Source organism: Pseudomonas sp. NPDC078700 (assembly GCF_044542375.1).
Classification (GTDB): Bacteria; Pseudomonadota; Gammaproteobacteria; order Pseudomonadales; family Pseudomonadaceae; genus Aquipseudomonas.
Genome location: NZ_JBITUI010000002.1, coordinates 223,647 through 241,336, shown reverse-complemented (window position 1 = coordinate 241,336; position 17,690 = coordinate 223,647). Strand labels below are relative to the sequence as shown.

The window sequence follows — 17,690 nt, the reverse complement described above, 5'->3', positions numbered from 1 at the left end:
CGTAACTGTATCAGCAGTCACACACAAAAAGCCGCCTTAAGGCGGCTTTTCCGCGTCTGGCCCCGGCACAAATGAGGATCTTAGTGAACGTTTAACGGGCACCTAACGCACCCGATCTACAGGGGCGCCCTGGGTCAATCGTCTAGACCAGCACGCTATCAATTGCCCGAGCGACGCAACGCTTGTGGGGTGAAATCACGCGGAGTGAGGTCAACGTTGAAGTTGTACATGGGCTCATTGTTATCAAGACCATCGACAAAATAACGCTCGCCGTTGAAGTCGTAGATAGTTTCCAAGGTGCTGCCAAACATCGGCACATCGTAATAGCTGATCGGATGGCTTTCCTGCAGGCCGCTCAACGCACCCTCTTTGTTGTACAAATCAACCGCCAAGATTTGCCAGCTGTCTTCATCGATATAAAACCGGCGTTTGGCATAGGGGTGACTAAAGCCCTTGCGCAGGTCTGCTTCGACGATCCATACGCGGTGCAACTCATAACGCAGCAACTCAGGGCTGAGCGTGTTGCGTTTAAGGATGCTCTCGTATGGGATGCCCTGTTGATGCACCGCATAACTGTTGTACGGCACAATCATTTCCTGCTTGCCGAGCAACTTCCACTCGTAGCGGTTAGGCGCGCCATTGTAGGAGTCAACAACGTCTGCGGTGGCCATACCATTGGTATCTGGCTGCAGGGTGTCATACGCCAGCATTGGCAACCGGCGCACGCGGCGTTCACCCCGGTTAAAACGCCAGGCTTTGCGAATCGCCAAGACTTGATCAAGGGTTTCCTGCACAACCAGCGCAGAGCCGGCGAGTTTAGATGGCGCTATGACCTTGTACTTGTAGTAGAACAAGGTGTTATTGAGGTCTTTTGGCGTCACGCCTTCACGGCCGTATAGGAAGTACACATCACGCTCAAGCTTGAGCAAGTTGTATGAGCCGTTTGAGAGCACCGCGGCCTGATTCGTCACAAAGCTGATCTGGTCGCCACGGTAACGCATGATGTGGTTCCAGATGGCTTCTTGGCCATTTTGCGGCAATGGAAAGGGTATGCCTGAGGCAACGCCTTCCACTCCATTGCCACCAGAAATCAGCTGCGCATTAACCGCATTGTAGCGAGTGGCATCGTAAATGCGTTGCGGGGCTGCAGCGCTACGATGGGTCGGGAAAACCCGTAGATAATAATCGGGGTTTTTCTCCAACAAGGCCTTCAAGCCCAAGGGCAACTGCGCTTGATACTGGCTTATGTTTTGACTGTTGACCTGATACAGCGGCTGCTCACCCGCATAGGGATCGGGGTGATGCATACCCGGGGAATAGTTGGCAGGCGGCTTGGCTAAACCGCCTTCCCAGCGCGGTATGGTGCCAGCGGCATTACCGGCCATTTCACCGCCCAGTGGCGTCAGATCCTGGCCAAGCCGGGCGGCCTGAGCAGGATCAACCTTGGCGTGCGCATGCAGCGCTACTGTAGCCAATAACAGAATCGAAAATTTACGCAACACAGTACTCCCCACAGCGCAGACTTCTTTCATGCACCGCTGTTTTTTATGCGCAAGCAGATGCTTGGCTTTATTGGTCAGTCTTGGTGAGAAGCCATCCTGGCACCGAGTTCTTTCGGTCTAGTGTTTCGTCCTTGAAGTGGGCCGACTAGCGTGGCGTACAGACGCCTTAATTCCTTGCTGCAAAGGCATTAGCAAGGGATCACGGCTAAAAGGCCGGGCGCAGTCTACTCTTTCAAACAAGCATTTGCTTTGGGTCAGTCACAAATTTGTTGTGCAACACGCACGCAGCCGCTCATGCAGTGCAAGCAAGGCTTGAATCACGGGCGATTGGCGCAGGCCAAGCAATTGCAGCTTTTTGTAACCGCCACTGGCTGTGGCGGCGCAATGAGTGACGTTTTAGTCTTGTCGCTCGAACTTAAGGTCCCAGACACCATGACCCAGACGTTCACCGCGGCGTTCAAACTTGGTGATTGGCCGCTCTGCAGGACGCGGAACCCAGGTGCCGTCTTCAGCTAGGTTTTTGTAGCCGGGCGCAGCATTCATAACCTCCAGCATGTACTCAGCATAAGGTTCCCAGTCAGTGGCCATGTGCAGCACACCGCCGACTTTAAGCTTCTGGCGAACCAGCTCAGCAAACTCGAGTTGAACGATACGTCGTTTGTGATGACGTGCCTTGTGCCATGGGTCCGGAAAGAACAGCATCAGTCGATCAAGGCTGTTGTCGGCGACGCAGTTACGCAGTACTTCCAAGGCATCACAGCTGTAAACGCGGACGTTGTTGAGGTTCTGTGTCAGCAGACCATTGAGTAGCGCTCCGACGCCTGGACGGTGCACTTCAACCCCAATGAAGTCGTGCTCAGGTGCCGCAGCCGCCATTTCAAGCAAGGAGTGACCCATGCCAAAGCCGATTTCAAAGGTGCGGGGGGCGTGACGCCCAAACACCGCATCGAAATCTTGCGGGCCGTCCTCAAGCGATAGACCGAACTTGCTCAAGCCCTGATCCAGCCCCCGCTGTTGCCCTTCAGTCATGCGCCCAGCGCGCATAACAAAGCTCTTGATGGTGCGCAGCTTAGGCGAAGTGTCAGGCTTGGCCTGTGGAGAATCAGTCATTTCGTACTCTTTACTCGGTCAAACCGCACCATCCAGCGTCAAGGCAAAGGCCAACACCGGATGGCAAATAATTAAAAATGAAACCCGGAAACCCTAGCGCAGTAGTTTTTCCGTGACTTATCAGCGAATCATACCTTCAAGCGGCGATGACGCACTGGCATAAAGCTTCTTCGGCATACGCCCCGCCAAGTAAGCCAGACGACCGGCTTCAATGGCGTACTTCATCGCTTCAGCCATCATCACAGGGTTTTGTGCATGGGCAATGGCGCTGTTCATCAGCACGGCTTCGCAGCCCAGTTCCATGGCGATGGTGGCATCTGATGCGGTCCCCACACCGGCATCAACCAGTACGGGGACGGTGGCTTCTTCGAGGATAATGCGCAGGTTGTATGGGTTGCAGATGCCTAAGCCAGTGCCGATCAGTCCAGCCAGAGGCATTACTGCAATGCAGCCCATCTCAGCCAGTTGGCGGGCGATAATCGGATCATCGCTGGTGTAGACCATCACATCAAAGCCATCTTTGACCAGAATTTCAGCCGCTTTGATGGTCTCGATCACGTTAGGGAACAAGGTTTTCTGATCGGCCAGTACTTCAAGCTTGACCAAGTTGTGGCCATCGAGCAGTTCGCGAGCCAAGCGGCAGGTACGCACCGCCTCGGCGGCGTCATAGCAACCTGCAGTATTTGGCAAAATGGTATAGCGATCGGGTGAGATCACATCGAGCAAGTTAGGCTCGTCCGGATTCTGGCCGATATTGGTACGGCGCACCGCGACGGTGACGATCTCTGCTCCAGAAGCCTCGATGGCAACACGGGTTTGTTCCAGATCCTGGTACTTACCTGTCCCTACCAACAAACGCGATTGATAGGTACGACCGGCGAGCGTGAAAGGTTTATCGTTACGAACTTGGCTCATCGAAAACTCCTGGTGCGGGTTGCGCTCCTAAAGCCTGGCGAACGGCTTTAGCTTGAGTTGGCGGGATGCAACACTTACTGATATTCAGGGATGGCTGAATACCTCAGCCGCCACCGATTGCGTGGACAACCTCTATCCGATCACCTTCAGACAACACTGTGCTGACGTGCTGGCTGCGAGGCACAATATCAAGATTGAGCTCGACCGCAACGCGGCGGCCCGTCAGATCTAGCTGAGCAATCAGCCCAGCGACAGTCTGGCCATCGGCAAGCTCAAGAGGCTCACCATTGAGTTGAATGCGCATGACGTAGCGGTCCCAAATTCAAAGGGGTCAGCATTCTAGCCCGATCACCCGCTATGACCAAGGCCAAAGCGCATCATTCTCGCTGTTTTCTGACGCACGAGTCAGCTAACAATCACGGGCGGGTCGATCAGTTCGGGGTTAAGCGCCACGCGGCGACACCCAGGCACAACCAGCCCAGTAAAAACGCCAAACCGCCAAAGGGGGTGATGATCCCTAACTTGCCGATGCCACTGAGGCTCAAGGCATATAAGCTGCCAGAAAACAGCACGATGCCTGCCGCAAAGAACGCACCTGCCAAGTTAACCCAGCGCCCCGGCACATAGAGCGCAAGCAGCCCAACACCAAAGAGGGCCAACGCATGGATCAGTTGATAATGGGTACCTGTTTGAAATACCGCCAAATAGTCGCTGCTGAGGGTCTTCTTGAGACCATGGGCAGCGAATGCACCCAGGCCCACCCCGGTAAAACCGGCAACAGCCGACAAGATTAACCACAAACGAGCCATCGATCACTCCAGACAATGCCAGTACGATCGTTATAATGGCTCGCAAACTCCGCCGGGCCAAGCACGCATGTTCCAAACCATCCGCCGCATTCTATTCAAATCCCTGCTCTGGTTTATGGCTGGCTCTGCCTTGCTGGTGCTGGTGTTGCGTTGGGTGCCACCGCCGGGTAGCGCACTCATGGTCGAGCGCAAAGTGCAATCGTGGATGGACGGCAAGCCTATTGACCTGCAGCGCACGTGGCGGCCATGGAAAGAGCTGCCTGATGACCTGAAAATCGCAGTGATCGCCGGGGAAGACCAGAAATTCGCTGAACATTGGGGCTTTGACGTTGCCGCGATCCGCGCAGCGATTGAGCACAATCAGGAAGGTGGCAGCGTGCGTGGTGCCAGCACCCTGAGCCAGCAAGTGGCAAAAAACCTGTTTCTTTGGTCCGGCCGCAGTTGGCTGCGTAAAGGCATTGAGGTCTGGTTCACTGGCTTGCTTGAGTTACTTTGGCCGAAGCAGCGAATTCTCGAAGTCTATTTGAACACGGCTGAATGGGGCGAAGGCGTATTTGGCGCTCAGGCTGCAGCAGAGCATCACTTCGGCACGGGTGCATCCTATCTGTCAGCTCATCAATCCAGTCTACTGGCGGCGGTGCTGCCGAATCCACGCGAGTGGAGTGCCAGTCGGCCAACTGCTTATATCAATCGCCGAGCCAGTTGGATTCGCCGACAAATGCGCCAACTCGGCGGCAGTCATTACCTGAACCAACTCAGCCCATCAAAGCCGCAATGGCTGGCAGACGCGATGGGCAGGTAGCCCAGCCCAACGTTAGGGGGTGAGCATACGCTGAGGCACTGCAAACAGCAGATCAACATCGTCATCAAGGGTGTGCACCGTCAGACCAAGCGAGGGGTAAACCAGTGCTTGGCCCCCTTCTTTGAGCTCAAGGCGTAGTTTCGGCTGACCGACGCTGCTGATGATCTGCTCAGTAGTGACAGCATCAAGGGGCTTGAGGCTCAGGTAGACAACCTCGTAATGACCAAGCTGCCTGACCAACTGCGCGCTCAGCGGCTGCTCTTCGCCTTTTTCGTCAACGCCCGCAGCCGCCATCAGGCTGACCAACTCATCATTGCTCAGGGCAATTCTAGCCTCGACACTCCAGACCTGATCATCTGCCTGCAACTCGCTGCGGTAGAGAAGTCGAGAGCCATCGAGGCGGGGCTGCAACCAAAGTTCACCGTCGTCTTCAACTTCACTGCTCAGGCGCATTAGGCTGAGTTGATCAGCGGCCAGTGGGTTGAAAATTTCAGTCTGCCACTTTTGCAGCCAAGCCAGCGGCTCCAGGGTTTGCGAACCGCGCATCAACCATGCACCCCAGCTAAAAAAGATAACCGCGACACCTGCAAAAATGAACCAATGCTGAACTCGCAACGGCGCTAACTTCATATTTTCCCTCAGGCAGAAAAAAGCCGCACTGATGTGCGGCTTCTTGAATCGCTAGGCTCATGCAGCAATAGAGCCTTTGAGCTTACTCATCGCGTTTTTCTCTAACTGGCGAATTCGCTCAGCAGAAACATTGTACTTAGCCGCCAGGTCATGCAGCGTGGCTTTCTCTTCAGACAACCAGCGCTGATAGAGAATGTCACGACTGCGCTCGTCCAGGCCGTCCAGTGCTTCGTGCAGGTTCGCCGTAGAACTGTCGCTCCAGTCAGCATCTTCAAGCTGTACAGCCGGATCGTAACGATGATCCTCAAGGTACTGCGCTGGCGTCTGGAACGCACGGTCGTCATCGTCGTCCGCAGCGGGATCGAAGGCCATGTCGTGGCCCGTCAGACGGCTTTCCATTTCGCGTACTTCGCGCGGCTCAACACCGAGGCTTTCAGCCACTGCCTTGACTTCATCATTATTCAGCCAAGCCAGACGCTTCTTTTGGCTACGCAGGTTAAAGAACAGCTTACGTTGAGCTTTGGTGGTCGCCACTTTAACGATACGCCAGTTGCGCAGGATGAACTCGTGAATCTCTGCACGAATCCAGTGCACAGCAAACGACACCAAGCGCACACCCATTTCCGGGTTGAAGCGCTTAACCGCTTTCATGAGGCCGACGTTGCCCTCTTGGATCAGATCAGCTTGCGCCAAACCATAACCCGAGTAGCTACGTGCGATATGCACGACAAAGCGCAGGTGAGCGAGCACCATTTGCCGAGCAGACTCTAAATTCTGTTGGTAGAAGAGGCTTTCGGCCAGCTCGCGCTCCTGCTCTGGAGTCAGCAGCGGAATGCTATTGACCGCATGCACATAAGCCTCCAGGTTGGCGCCTGGAACTAAAGCATGAACAGGTTGCAAGGAATTGGACATTTGTATCCTCCAAACGACTTAACACGTGCAGTTTAGCACTGCTCGATATGACTTAGAACGTCTCTACAAGTTCCGCTACTAATAGTCAATATCAATCAAATCAATAACTTGTCACTTAGGTGCCAGCTCGCGCAGATGTCGCGCTACCGCCAGCCAGGCGCCAATATAACCGAGCAATACCGCGCCGAGTAGTAGTGATAGACCATCGGCTACTGCAACACCGCCCAAACTGAAGTCACTGCCGTACAAATCCGCCAGCCTCACCACTGCCCCGTCGAGCCAATGCAAGCCGTACGCAAGGACCAGCCAAGCCAGAACGCCGGCACCGAAACCATAGAGCGCGCCCATATACAGGAAAGGCCTGCGCACGTAGCTGTCTGTACCGCCAACCAGCTTGATGACCTCAATTTCCGTGCGACGATTTTCAATGTGCAGGCGGATGGTGTTACCGATAACCAGCAACAACGCCATGATCAACAACAGCGTAAGGCCGAAGATAAACCGCTCACCGAGCTTAAGAATGGCTGTTAAGCGCTCAACCCAAAGCAAATCCAACTGCGCCTGCTGCACTTTCGGTAGCGCGGCAAGGCGCTCGCGCAGCGCCTCAAGGCCGACCTTGTCGACCTCTTTCGGGGTTACCAGCACCACGCCAGGCAGCGGGTTTTCCGGTAGTTCTTTGAGCGCCTGGCCTAAACCGGATTGCTCCTGAAACTCCGACAGGGCTTGTTCACGACTGACCCAGTCGGTCTGCGCGACATCGTCCATCTTGTCGATTTGCTCGCGCAACGCCTGACCATCAGCATCGTTCGCATCAATTTGCAGAAATAACGAGATCTGTGCAGCGCGCTGCCACGAACCACCCAAGCGCTCAACATTGTTAAGCAACAGGGACAGCCCCATGGGCAAGCTCAGCGCAACCGCCATCACCAAACAAGTAAAGAAGCTGCCAATCGGCTGCTTGGCCAGACGGCGCAAGCTATCAGCCAGACTGGCGCGGTGGTTCTCTAGCCAGGAGTGCAGCTGGGTTTTGAAATCCGGGCCATCTTCAAGGCTGTTGTGTTCCGCTTTTTTCGGCGCGGCTCCAACACGTTGTGCTGGCTGCGGGGGTGGCATACGGGTCGCACTCATTAGACGGCGTCTCCATCACCAATCAACCGACCGCGCTGCAATGTCAGCATGCGGTGACGCATGCGTGCGATCAAGGCCAAATCATGGCTGGCAATCAGCACGCTGGTGCCCAGCCGGTTAATGTCTTCAAATACACCCATGATCTCTGCCGCCAAACGCGGGTCAAGGTTACCGGTTGGCTCATCGGCCAAAAGCAAGGCCGGACGGTGAACAATGGCCCGGGCAATCCCCACACGCTGTTGCTGACCGGTGGAAAGGTCCCCGGGAAACTGTTCGGCTTTATCGGACAGGGCCACACGCTCTAGCGCTGAGCCCACCCGCTCGCCAATCTCAGCCTTGGACAAACCGAGGATCTGCAGCGGCAGCGCGACGTTGTCGAACACGCTACGGTCGAACAGCAGTTGGTGATTCTGGAATACCACACCAATCTGGCGACGCAGAAAAGGAATTTGTGCATTGGTGATCTGGCCCAGATCCTGGCCCGCCAGCAACAGCTTGCCGCTGGTTGGTCGCTCCATCGCCAAGATCAGGCGCAGCAAAGTACTTTTGCCCGCGCCAGAGTGGCCGGTGACGAATAAAAACTCGCCACGACGCACACGAAAGCTGAGTTCGTGGAGTCCGACATGTCCATTCGGGTAACGCTTACCGACCTGCTCGAATCGAATCATCGAGGGTGTGTCCTAATTATTTTGCCAAAAACAGTTGAGCATCCTTCGAATAACGACGGTGATGCCTGCTTCGAAGGATCCTAGGCCGAGAACTAACGCTCGGCAAACAGCGCCTTTACGAAGTCATCTGCAACAAAGGTGCGCAAATCATCAATCCCTTCGCCGACACCAATATAGCGAATCGGCAGGCCGAACTGCTTGGCCAGTGCGAAGATCACACCGCCTTTCGCGGTGCCATCCAGCTTGGTCAAAACTAAACCGCTCAAGTTCACGGTCTGATTGAATTGTTTAGCTTGATTGATCGCGTTCTGCCCGGTTCCGGCGTCTAGCACCAGCAATACTTCGTGGGGCGCCGTGTCATCCAGTTTACCCATCACCCGACGGACCTTTTTAAGCTCTTCCATCAGGTTGTCTTTGGTGTGCAGCCGGCCTGCTGTATCAGCGATCAAGACGTCGACACCGCGAGATTTGGCAGCCTGTACCGCATCGAATATCACCGAGGCAGAATCAGCCCCGGTGTGCTGAGCAATAACGGGAATGCTGTTACGCTCGCCCCAAACCTGCAACTGCTCAACAGCAGCCGCGCGGAAGGTGTCGCCCGCTGCGAGCATGACTTTCTTACCGTCTTGCTGAAGCTTTTTCGCCAGTTTGCCAATAGTGGTGGTTTTACCTGCACCATTCACGCCCACCACCAAAATCACGTAGGGGGTCTTGCTGCTGTCGATTTTCAGCGGCTGCTCAACCGGCTTTAACAGCGCCGCCAACTCGTCTTGCAGGGACTTGTACAGTGCATCGACCTTGGTCAGCTGCTTACGGGCAACTTTTTGCGTAAGGTTCTCGATAATCAGCGTCGTCGCCTCTACACCGACGTCAGCCACGAGCAAACGTGTCTCAATTTCGTCGATCAGGTCGTCATCAATGGTCTTCTGACCGAGAAATAGCCCGGCCATGCCCTCACCGAGACCGGCACTGGTCTTCGACAGGCCCTGTTTGAGGCGATTGAACCAACCGGACTTCTCTTGCTCAACCGCCGCCACTGCCGGCTCAGCCGCAGAGGCAGCAACAATTGGTTGGGCCACACTTGGTTGGGCGATACTTGGAGGGGCCGTGTCCTGCTGTACGGGTGCAGGCTCGATTACCGGCGACGCAACTACCTCAACGGGTTCAGGTGCTACAGGCTCGTCGGTCACAGGTGCAGGTGCTGGCTCTGCTGGCTCAACTGTTGGCGCGCTCGGCTCGGCAGGCTCTACCGCAGGCGGCAAGGTTTCAGGCTGAACCGGAACAGGTGTCGGCTCTTGCGGCTTTTTGCGCAACCAGCCAAACAGGCCTTTCTTTTCAGCAGTTTTATCAGCAGTTTGCACGGGCGTATTCGTGTCAGACGCTGCTGGGGTCTTCTTATCGTCGTTGGAACCAAACATGGAGGCCGGCTATCTCAAAGAAGCGACGCGCCAGTATCAGCCCTAAAAACCCAACAGTTGCAGGACAAATAGTCGCAGCTGACTGTTCGATGGTAGTTTTTAGTCACTTTTACAGGCATGGTCGGCAGTAAAACGGATGAGTATCCTAGCACCTCAGGACCTGCAGACGCTAAGCCCTCGTGACCAGTAGCTATTCGTAGCTGTTTAACCAATGCTCCATGTGTGATGATCTACCAAGGCGCAGGATTGAGCTGGAGAAGACCCACTTGCAGGCGGACCATCAACCTCAAACGCTTCAGGCGCGCAGATTTGCGCTCCAGTCATCCTTGTCTGGCGAACCTTTATCTTCGGTGACCACCTCCTTATGAATACGATTGCCCGCCGCGCTTCCGGCTTGCTGATTGGCATGCTTTGCATACCGCTCACAGCATTCGCCGCCGAACCCCAAGCCACCCATGAATTCAGCCTCGACAATGGCCTCAAGGTCATTGTCCGAGAGGATCATCGTGCCCCAGTGGTGGTTTCTCAGCTCTGGTACAAGGTTGGCTCCAGCTTTGAGACACCAGGTCGCACCGGACTTTCCCACGCCCTTGAGCACATGATGTTTAAAGGCAGCAGTAAGCTCGGTCCTGGCGAGGCTTCACATGTCTTGCGAGACCTCGGCGCAGAAGAAAACGCCTTTACCAGCGATGACTACACCGCCTACTACCAAGTCCTTGCACGTGACCGCCTGAGTGTCGCGATGGAGCTTGAAGCCGACCGCATGGCCACATTGAAATTGCCTGCCGAAGAGTTCAAGCGCGAAATCGAAGTGATCAAAGAAGAACGGCGCTTGCGTACTGACGACAAGCCAACCAGCTTGGCCTACGAGCGCTTCAAGGCGATGGCCTACCCTGCCAGCGGCTATCACAACCCGACCATCGGATGGATGGCAGACCTGCAACGCATGAGCGTCGATGAACTGCGCCAGTGGTATGAGTCTTGGTACGCACCGAATAACGCCACGCTGGTGGTGGTTGGTGACGTCAGCGAGGCGGAAGTCAAAACGCTCGCGCAGAAATACTTTGGTTCAATTCCAAAACGGGCCGTGCCTGCAGTCAAGGTTCCTAAAGACCTCGATGAACCCGGCGAACGCCGCCTGACCCTGCACCTCAAGACCCAACTGCCAAGCCTGATGATGGGCTTCAACGTACCCGGCCTGGCAACCGCTGAAAAACCGCGTAACGTGCATGCCCTGCGCTTAATTGCAGCCTTGCTCGACGGTGGTTATAGCGCACGCTTGCCGACTCATCTTGAGCGCGCCCAAGAGTTGGTTTCAGGTGCCTCCGCTTGGTATGACCCCTACCCGCGTGGCGATAGCCTGTTCATGCTGACGGCCACGCCTAACACGCAAAAAGGTAAGACCATCGAGGAGACCGAAGCAGGTCTTTGGAAGGAGTTGAAAGACCTGCAGAACAATCCGCCATCGGCTGAAGAAGTTGCCCGCGTGCGCGCACAAGTGATCGCCGGCTTGGTTTATGAGCGCGATTCAATCACTAGCCAGGCCACCTCAATTGGCCAACTTGAAACAGTCGGCCTGTCCTGGAAGCTAATGGATAAAGAGCTCAGCGAGCTAGAAGCCGTGACGCCTGCGGACATCCAAGAAGCTGCGAAAAAATTCTTTATTCCCGAGCGCCTCAGCGTCGCCTATGTTCTGCCAGAGGAGAAGAGCGATGAATAAGCCCAACTACCTGCGCCCAGGCCTGTTGAGCTTGGCCCTGCTGTCAACGCTCTCGTTCAGCAGCCTCAGTGCCCACGCTGAATCCGCCGATGCCAAAAGTGGCAGCAAGCTGCAATCACTGAGCGAAATGAGTGAGACTGTCAGCCACCGCCAACTGGACATCCAGACATGGAAAACCAGTGAAGGCGCAAAGGTCTTGTTCGTGGAAGCACACGAACTGCCGATGTTTGACCTACGCCTAACCTTTGCTGCGGGCAGCAGCCAAGATGGCGATGCTCAAGGCCTGGCCATGCTGACCAACGCCATGCTCAATGAAGGTGTGCCAGGCAAGGATGTCGGTCAAATTGCTTCCGGCTTTGAAGACCTCGGCGCAGACTTCAGCAACGGTTCATACCGTGACATGGCGGTAGTAGGCTTGCGCAGCCTGAGTGCGAAAAAAGAACGCGAACCTGCCTTGGCCCTGTTTGATCAGGTCATTGGCCAGCCGACATTCCCGAAAGACTCATTCGCCCGGATCAAAAACCAAGTACTGGCGGGCTTCGAATATCAGAAGCAGAACCCGGGCAGCCTCGCTGGAATAGAGTTGTTTGATAAGCTCTATGGCAAGCACCCTTACGCCCACCCAAGTGATGGCACCGAGAAATCAATTCCGCCCATTACTATTGAGCAGCTCAAAGCATTCCACGCCAAGGCCTACAGTGCCGGTAACACGGTAATTGCACTGGTCGGTGACCTGAGCCGCAGTGAAGCGCAAGCCATCACTGCAAAAGTCTCTGCGGCGCTGCCAAAAGGCCCTGCATTACCGGCTATTGCTGAACCGCAAAAGCCAGTTGCAAGCAGTAACCACATTGAGTTCCCATCCAAACAAACGCACCTGATGTTGGCGCAACTGGGCATCGACCGTGCCGACCCGGACTACGCTGCGCTGTATATGGGTAACCAAATTTTTGGTGGCGGTGGCTTCGGTACACGCCTGATGGAGGAGGTTCGCGAGAAGCGGGGTCTGACCTACGGCGTTTATTCTGGCTTCACGGCAATGCAAGTGCGTGGCCCGTTTATGATCAACCTGCAAACCCGAGCAGAGCTCAGCGAAGGCACGCTTAAGCTGGTTAAAGGCTTGCTACGCGACTACCTGAAGAACGGCCCAACCGAGAAGGAGCTGGATAACGCCAAGCGCGAAATGGCGGGTAGCTTCCCGCTTTCGACCGCGAGCAACTCAGCGATTGTCGGCCAGTTAGGTGCTATCGGCTTCTATAATCTGCCGCTGGATTACCTCGAAACCTTTATGCAGAAGATTCAGGCGCTCACCGTCGAGCAAGTCAAAGCCGCCATGGCCAAGCACCTTGATCCAGATGCATTGGTCATCGTCACCGCGGGCCCGACAGTTGCGCAGAAAGAATTGCCACCCCCCACAGACACCCCTGCCGAACAACCGCTGGGCGTTCCGGAGCATTAATGAGCAAACAAGCTAGCAGAACAGGTGCCCACGGCGGGCTGGGCCATGTGCGTATTATCGGTGGAGAGTGGGGCTCACGACGCTTCACGTTCCCTGATGCACAGGGCCTTCGCCCAACGCCAGACCGTGTGCGAGAAACCCTGTTCAACTGGTTGGCTCCATACATCGAGGGCGCGCGCGTACTCGATCCCTTTACCGGTAGCGGTGCGCTGTACCTGGAAGCTCTCTCGCGCGGAGCGGCGAGTGCATTGGCGCTCGACTTGAACCCGGACTCAGTTGCATCGCTGCGCGGTCACTTGCAAACCCTGCGCTGTGAAAATGGTCAGTTACTGCAAAGTGATGCACTAAATTATCTGCAAAATCAGGCGGCGACTGCATTCGACTTAGTTTTCCTGGACCCGCCATTCCATCAGGATTTGCTAGTCCCGGCCTGCGAGTTGCTCGAATCTCGCGGCTGGCTTAGCGATGATGCTTGGGTCTATTGTGAAAGTGAGAAAGCGCCATCAAAGCTGGGCTTGCCAGGTAACTGGCGGTTACATCGTGAGAAGAAATCCGGACAAGTGTATTACTCATTATGGGAACGTTCACCCGCGTCCTAGCGTCCTGTGCCCATCCACTGGCAACCCATATGAACACATCCTTTAAACCTGCATGGTGGCTACCTGGCGCGCACTTACAGACGCTCTGGAGCTCTATGTGTCGCACGCCACCCAAACTCGAACGCCGACGCGAACGGATGTGGCTGGTTGACGGTGATTTTCTTGATATGGACTGGTATGGACCCCATCAGGCCGACACCCCTGTAGTCCTGCTGCTGCACGGTTTAACCGGCTCATCTGACTCGCTGTACATTCTGGGCGTGCAACAAACCCTCGCCGCTCAGGGGTGGGCCAGTGTCGCCCTGAATTGGCGTGGATGTTCAGGGGAACCCAACCTATTGCCCCGTGGCTATCATTCCGGTGCCAGTGAAGACCTGGCTGAGACCGTTAGCCACCTGCGTGCGCAACGGCCCATGGCCCCGCTCTATGCAGCCGGTTATTCCCTCGGCGGCAACGTATTGCTCAAGTACCTCGGAGAATCCGGCGAAGACAGCCAACTGCAAGGCGCCATTGCGGTTTCTGTGCCGTTTCGCCTTGATCAGTGCGCAGACCGCATCGGCATGGGCTTCTCAAAGGTATACCAGGCGCACTTCATGCGTGAGATGGTCGCTTACATCCGTGACAAGCAGCGCCTGTTCAGCCACAGCGGTCAGGCCGACCAGTTGTCAATCATAGAAAAACTCGGCCCACTGGACGGCATGCGGACATTTTGGGATTTCGATGGCAAAGTCACCGCCCCACTGCACGGCTTCAGCGATGCGCAGGATTATTACAAGCGCTCTTCGAGCCGCTACTTTCTTGGAAAGATTTGCACACCGACCCTGCTGATCCACGCCAAGGACGACCCATTTGTGTTTGAGCACAGCCTGCCGGAACCTGATGAACTGGCAAACTGCATCGAATTTGAGCTGCACTCAAAAGGCGGCCACGTGGGTTTTATTGAAGGCTCACCCAAGCGACCCAGCTATTACCTTGAGCGGCGCATTCCGCAATGGTTTAGCCAACAAGCGAGTCGCCGCTAAACCACCGCATCGAGTGGCACATGGTAGGTCTGGTGCAAGGCATCGACCTCAGCCCGCGCTTGCGGGGCAACAAACCCAACCTCAAGCGCCAAGACCTGAAAAATACCGCGCCGCAACATCTCCTCATTAAGATCGCCAGGGGTGCGTTGCGAGGTGCACAGAAAACGCACCCACGACGTCAGGATGATCCAGCCATTAAGGGTCAATGCCTCAACCTGCTGAGCGGTCATTATCAGAATGCCGGCATCACAAAAGCCTTTATAAATAGCCTGAGCGCTGAGCAGGCAGCGCTGCGAGAAGAGTCGGTAGCCCTCAGACAGCACGGGGTCGCTGCCAAGTAAGTGCTCAAGGTCGCGGTGTAAGAAGCGATAACGCCACATCGCCTCCAACAGCGACTCTAGGTAGAAGTTTTTGTCTTTAATACTGGGCTCACGGCCTTCTGGCAGGCGCAAGAAGCTGTCGACATCTGCCTCATAACGACCAAACAGCTCGGCAATAATCGCCTGCTTGTTGCGGAAGTGGTAGTACAGGTTGCCAGGTGAAATGCCCAAAAACTCAGCAATATGATTAGTCGTAACGCTACGCTCGCCCTGGCTATTAAACAGCTCAAGGCTCGCCAGAATGATACGTTCGCGGGTTTTCTGCGGAGCTGCCATAAGCCACAAAATCTCAGTGCATTACTTGGGTCGAAGATTCTAAGAGTTACTCGACTTACGCGAAAGGCCTAGGTACGGGGTGCAAACGTGTTACCACACGGCATTACCCAACTTTTTACCTAGCTACATCACGGCCACTATAGCGCTAAGCTATTTGACATTGTAGAGCAATTACTCTAAATATTCAGTTCAGCATTTATTACCCTTGTGCTACTGCCCAAACAAGGTCCCACGCCTAACCGCAGAGAACTTACATCATGGTCGCCAACGTCGCTTACCTAGAACAAAACCAAGAACAGATTAACCAGTTGGACAGCACCCTCGCACTGCAACGCCAGGCTTATCAAGCCAACCCAATGCCGTCTGCCGAGCAGCGTATTCAGTGGTTAAATGCATTGTGCGACCTGATTAAAAATGAGCAGCAAGCGCTCATTACGGCAATCTCGACAGATTTCAGTAACCGCTCGGCAGATGAAACCCTGCTTGCTGAAATAATGCCCAGCCTGCACAACATTCATTACGCAACCAAACGCATCAAAAAGTGGATGAAACCTTCACGACGCAGCGTCGGCCTGCAGTTTATGCCCGCAGCCGCCAAGGTTATCTATCAACCACTGGGTGTGGTCGGCGTGATAGTGCCCTGGAATTACCCTCTGTTTCTGGCCATCGGCCCTTTGGTGGGCGCATTGGCTGCTGGCAACCGGGTCATGATCAAGATGAGCGAGTCGACCCCCGCCACCTCACAACTGGTCAAAGACCTGCTCGCCAAAGTGTTCCCAGAAGATTTGGTCAGCGTTGCGCTGGGCGAAGCCGAAGTGGGTATGGCGTTCTCTAAGCTGCCGTTCGATCACTTGCTGTTCACCGGCGCGACCAGCATCGGTAAACATGTCATGCGCGCCGCCGCGGAAAACCTGACGCCAGTAACCCTGGAGTTAGGCGGTAAATCACCGGCAATCATCGCCAAAGATGCATCACTTGATGACGCAGCCGAGCGCATCGCCTTCGGTAAAACCATGAATGCCGGCCAGACCTGCGTTGCGCCTGACTATGTGCTGGTGCCGAAAGATCAGGTTGATGGCTTCGTTGAGGCCTACCGCAACGTGGTGCTGAAGTTTTACCCGACGCTGGAAAATAACCCTGACTACACAGCCATTATCAATGAGCGTCAGCAAGCACGTCTCAATGGCTACCTCAGCGACGCCGAAAACAAAGGCGCTAAACTGATTCCGTTATATGCCAACGCTCAAGGTCGGCGTATGCCGCAAACCTTGCTGCTCAATGTCAATGACGACATGAAAATCATGCAAGACGAAATCTTCGGCCCTCTGCTGCCCATCGTGCCTTATGAACGCATCGAAGACGCATTCACCTATGTAAACCAACGCCCACGGCCTTTGGCCTTGTATTACTTTGGTTATGACAAGCGCGAACAGCAGCGGGTAATGCATGAAACCCACTCAGGCGGTGCCTGCATCAACGATACCTTGCTCCACGTTGCCCAAGACGATATGCCGTTTGGCGGTATAGGGCCGTCGGGCATGGGCCATTATCACGGTCATGAAGGCTTCCTGACATTCAGCAAGGCCAAAGGGATACTGATCAAGCAGCGACTGAACGCCGCCAAGACCATCTATCCGCCTTATGGCAAGTCGATTCAGAAGCTGATTTACAAGATGTTCGTACGCTAATACAACAATCGCCGCTCGCAGCTACACTGCGAGCGGTGTCAAAAGGTAATAATAAAAAATGTCAGAAACCACTCTGAATGCTGCCGAATTGAGCCGCAGAGGCTTTTTAAAAAACGGCCTGATTGGTACCGCTTTATTAGCAACAGCAGGAATTACTGTCACCCTTAGCGGCTGCTCGGCCAGCACGCCCGCCAAGGGTTATCGCGTTGTGCGCGCCGATGATGTTGCCCTGCTAAGCGTGATCATCCCAGTGATACTGGAAGGCGCTGTGCCACTTGCACAGATGCCCCAAGCCGTGAAAGGCACCCTCAAAAGCCTCGACAACAGCCTCAGCTACCTTTCGCCAGAGCTGCTCAAACTTACTACCCAGTTGTTCGATGTACTTGCATCGCCGCTAACCCGTGGCCCGCTTACGGGCGTTTGGGGTAGCTGGGAAAATGCCAGCGCACAAGATGTGCGTAACTTTTTGGAGCGCTGGCAGAACAGCTCTATCGGCCTGTTAAAAATGGGGCATGACTCGCTTATAAAGCTGGTTTTGATGAACTGGTATGGCCGCCCCGAATCCTGGGCCAATTGTGGCTACCCGGGACCACCCACTGTTTAACCAGACTTATTGCCAGTACTTCCTAGAAGAATAAATTGAGAGTTGCCTGAT

18 protein-coding genes are annotated in these 17,690 nt (G+C 55.0%); 7 read left to right on the top strand and 11 right to left on the bottom strand.

Annotated features, from left to right (window positions below; genetic code table 11):
- Positions 1-158: 158 nt before the first annotated feature.
- The 5 genes from ACIGCM_RS06975 to ACIGCM_RS06955 all read right to left on the bottom strand — a co-directional run bounded on the left by ACIGCM_RS06975 (position 159) and on the right by ACIGCM_RS06955 (position 4,336).
- A complete protein-coding gene (locus ACIGCM_RS06975) occupies positions 159-1,502 on the bottom strand; it encodes a DUF1329 domain-containing protein (protein ID WP_397501318.1) in 1,344 nt (447 codons plus the stop codon).
- Between the two features lie 396 nt (positions 1,503-1,898).
- Positions 1,899-2,570: a tRNA (guanosine(46)-N7)-methyltransferase TrmB gene (gene trmB / locus ACIGCM_RS06970; protein ID WP_397501970.1), complete on the bottom strand. Its 672-nt coding sequence runs from the start codon at positions 2,568-2,570 to the stop codon at positions 1,899-1,901.
- A 162-nt stretch (positions 2,571-2,732) separates the two neighbouring features.
- Positions 2,733-3,527, bottom strand: coding sequence for a thiazole synthase (locus ACIGCM_RS06965; RefSeq protein WP_397501317.1), 795 nt, complete (start codon positions 3,525-3,527; stop codon positions 2,733-2,735).
- A gap of 103 nt (positions 3,528-3,630) precedes the next feature.
- Positions 3,631-3,831, bottom strand: a complete 201-nt coding sequence (gene thiS, locus ACIGCM_RS06960; RefSeq protein WP_397501316.1) for a sulfur carrier protein ThiS — start codon at positions 3,829-3,831, stop codon at positions 3,631-3,633.
- Between the two features lie 127 nt (positions 3,832-3,958).
- On the bottom strand, positions 3,959-4,336 hold the full coding sequence (locus ACIGCM_RS06955) for a DUF423 domain-containing protein (protein WP_397501315.1): 378 nt from the start codon (positions 4,334-4,336) through the stop codon (positions 3,959-3,961).
- Positions 4,337-4,403: 67 nt separating this feature from the next.
- On the opposite strand from ACIGCM_RS06955, the gene mtgA reads away from it, so the two are divergent.
- On the top strand, positions 4,404-5,138 hold the full coding sequence (gene mtgA, locus ACIGCM_RS06950; protein WP_397501314.1) for a monofunctional biosynthetic peptidoglycan transglycosylase: 735 nt from the start codon (positions 4,404-4,406) through the stop codon (positions 5,136-5,138).
- 12 nt (positions 5,139-5,150) lie between these two features.
- Here the strand turns inward: mtgA and ACIGCM_RS06945 are convergent, their stop codons facing one another.
- The 5 genes from ACIGCM_RS06945 to ftsY form a co-directional block, all read right to left on the bottom strand.
- Positions 5,151-5,768, bottom strand: coding sequence for a hypothetical protein (locus tag ACIGCM_RS06945; RefSeq protein WP_397501313.1), 618 nt, complete (start codon positions 5,766-5,768; stop codon positions 5,151-5,153).
- 57 nt (positions 5,769-5,825) lie between these two features.
- Positions 5,826-6,680: an RNA polymerase sigma factor RpoH gene (gene rpoH, locus ACIGCM_RS06940; RefSeq protein ID WP_397501312.1), complete on the bottom strand. Its 855-nt coding sequence runs from the start codon at positions 6,678-6,680 to the stop codon at positions 5,826-5,828.
- 111 nt (positions 6,681-6,791) lie between these two features.
- Positions 6,792-7,808 (bottom strand): permease-like cell division protein FtsX, encoded by a 1,017-nt coding sequence (gene ftsX / locus ACIGCM_RS06935; RefSeq protein WP_397501311.1) that lies wholly within the window; start codon positions 7,806-7,808, stop codon positions 6,792-6,794.
- Positions 7,808-8,476: a cell division ATP-binding protein FtsE gene (gene ftsE / locus ACIGCM_RS06930; RefSeq protein ID WP_010489490.1), complete on the bottom strand. Its 669-nt coding sequence runs from the start codon at positions 8,474-8,476 to the stop codon at positions 7,808-7,810. The genes ftsX and ftsE overlap by 1 nt, the downstream gene beginning before the upstream one ends.
- Before the next feature lie 92 nt (positions 8,477-8,568).
- Complete coding sequence (ftsY, locus tag ACIGCM_RS06925) at positions 8,569-9,894, bottom strand: signal recognition particle-docking protein FtsY (RefSeq protein ID WP_397501310.1); 1,326 nt, start codon at positions 9,892-9,894, stop codon at positions 8,569-8,571.
- A 364-nt stretch (positions 9,895-10,258) separates the two neighbouring features.
- Here ftsY and ACIGCM_RS06920 point away from each other — a divergent pair, with 364 nt between their 5' ends.
- From ACIGCM_RS06920 to ACIGCM_RS06905, 4 genes are read left to right on the top strand one after another with little or no spacing between them, the layout of a single operon-like run.
- Positions 10,259-11,614 (top strand): M16 family metallopeptidase, encoded by a 1,356-nt coding sequence (locus ACIGCM_RS06920; RefSeq protein ID WP_397501309.1) that lies wholly within the window; start codon positions 10,259-10,261, stop codon positions 11,612-11,614.
- Positions 11,607-13,070 (top strand): M16 family metallopeptidase, encoded by a 1,464-nt coding sequence (locus ACIGCM_RS06915; RefSeq protein WP_397501308.1) that lies wholly within the window; start codon positions 11,607-11,609, stop codon positions 13,068-13,070. The genes ACIGCM_RS06920 and ACIGCM_RS06915 overlap by 8 nt, the downstream gene beginning before the upstream one ends.
- Positions 13,070-13,669, top strand: a complete 600-nt coding sequence (gene rsmD / locus ACIGCM_RS06910) for a 16S rRNA (guanine(966)-N(2))-methyltransferase RsmD (RefSeq protein ID WP_397501307.1) — start codon at positions 13,070-13,072, stop codon at positions 13,667-13,669. Before ACIGCM_RS06915 ends, rsmD begins: the two co-directional genes overlap by 1 nt.
- Positions 13,670-13,698: 29 nt before the next feature.
- The gene (locus tag ACIGCM_RS06905; RefSeq protein ID WP_397501306.1) at positions 13,699-14,691 is read left to right on the top strand and encodes a hydrolase; all 993 of its coding nucleotides are present in this window, start codon (positions 13,699-13,701) and stop codon (positions 14,689-14,691) included.
- Here the strand turns inward: ACIGCM_RS06905 and ACIGCM_RS06900 are convergent.
- Complete coding sequence (locus tag ACIGCM_RS06900) at positions 14,688-15,347, bottom strand: TetR/AcrR family transcriptional regulator (protein ID WP_397501305.1); 660 nt, start codon at positions 15,345-15,347, stop codon at positions 14,688-14,690. The two genes, ACIGCM_RS06905 and ACIGCM_RS06900, sit on opposite strands and share 4 nt — an antisense overlap.
- Before the next feature lie 257 nt (positions 15,348-15,604).
- On the opposite strand from ACIGCM_RS06900, the gene ACIGCM_RS06895 reads away from it, so the two are divergent.
- Positions 15,605-17,035 carry a coniferyl aldehyde dehydrogenase gene (locus ACIGCM_RS06895; RefSeq protein WP_397501304.1) on the top strand — a complete coding sequence of 477 codons (1,431 nt, stop codon included), beginning with the start codon at positions 15,605-15,607 and terminating at the stop codon, positions 17,033-17,035.
- Positions 17,036-17,093: 58 nt separating this feature from the next.
- Positions 17,094-17,639, top strand: a complete 546-nt coding sequence (locus tag ACIGCM_RS06890) for a twin-arginine translocation signal domain-containing protein (RefSeq protein WP_397501303.1) — start codon at positions 17,094-17,096, stop codon at positions 17,637-17,639.
- Positions 17,640-17,690 lie beyond the last annotated feature (51 nt).

Coding starts and splice junctions, on each gene's coding strand:
- ACIGCM_RS06965 (WP_397501317.1), bottom strand. CDS start 3,527: ATGAGCCAAGTTCGTAACGATAAACCTTTCACGCTCGCCGGTCGTACC.
- thiS (WP_397501316.1), bottom strand. CDS start 3,831: ATGCGCATTCAACTCAATGGTGAGCCTCTTGAGCTTGCCGATGGCCAG.
- ACIGCM_RS06955 (WP_397501315.1), bottom strand. CDS start 4,336: ATGGCTCGTTTGTGGTTAATCTTGTCGGCTGTTGCCGGTTTTACCGGG.
- mtgA (WP_397501314.1), top strand. CDS start 4,404: ATGTTCCAAACCATCCGCCGCATTCTATTCAAATCCCTGCTCTGGTTT.
- ACIGCM_RS06945 (WP_397501313.1), bottom strand. CDS start 5,768: ATGAAGTTAGCGCCGTTGCGAGTTCAGCATTGGTTCATTTTTGCAGGT.
- rpoH (WP_397501312.1), bottom strand. CDS start 6,680: ATGTCCAATTCCTTGCAACCTGTTCATGCTTTAGTTCCAGGCGCCAAC.
- ftsX (WP_397501311.1), bottom strand. CDS start 7,808: ATGAGTGCGACCCGTATGCCACCCCCGCAGCCAGCACAACGTGTTGGA.
- ftsE (WP_010489490.1), bottom strand. CDS start 8,476: ATGATTCGATTCGAGCAGGTCGGTAAGCGTTACCCGAATGGACATGTC.
- ftsY (WP_397501310.1), bottom strand. CDS start 9,894: ATGTTTGGTTCCAACGACGATAAGAAGACCCCAGCAGCGTCTGACACG.
- ACIGCM_RS06920 (WP_397501309.1), top strand. CDS start 10,259: ATGAATACGATTGCCCGCCGCGCTTCCGGCTTGCTGATTGGCATGCTT.
- ACIGCM_RS06915 (WP_397501308.1), top strand. CDS start 11,607: ATGAATAAGCCCAACTACCTGCGCCCAGGCCTGTTGAGCTTGGCCCTG.
- rsmD (WP_397501307.1), top strand. CDS start 13,070: ATGAGCAAACAAGCTAGCAGAACAGGTGCCCACGGCGGGCTGGGCCAT.
- ACIGCM_RS06905 (WP_397501306.1), top strand. CDS start 13,699: ATGAACACATCCTTTAAACCTGCATGGTGGCTACCTGGCGCGCACTTA.
- ACIGCM_RS06900 (WP_397501305.1), bottom strand. CDS start 15,347: ATGGCAGCTCCGCAGAAAACCCGCGAACGTATCATTCTGGCGAGCCTT.
- ACIGCM_RS06895 (WP_397501304.1), top strand. CDS start 15,605: ATGGTCGCCAACGTCGCTTACCTAGAACAAAACCAAGAACAGATTAAC.
- ACIGCM_RS06890 (WP_397501303.1), top strand. CDS start 17,094: ATGTCAGAAACCACTCTGAATGCTGCCGAATTGAGCCGCAGAGGCTTT.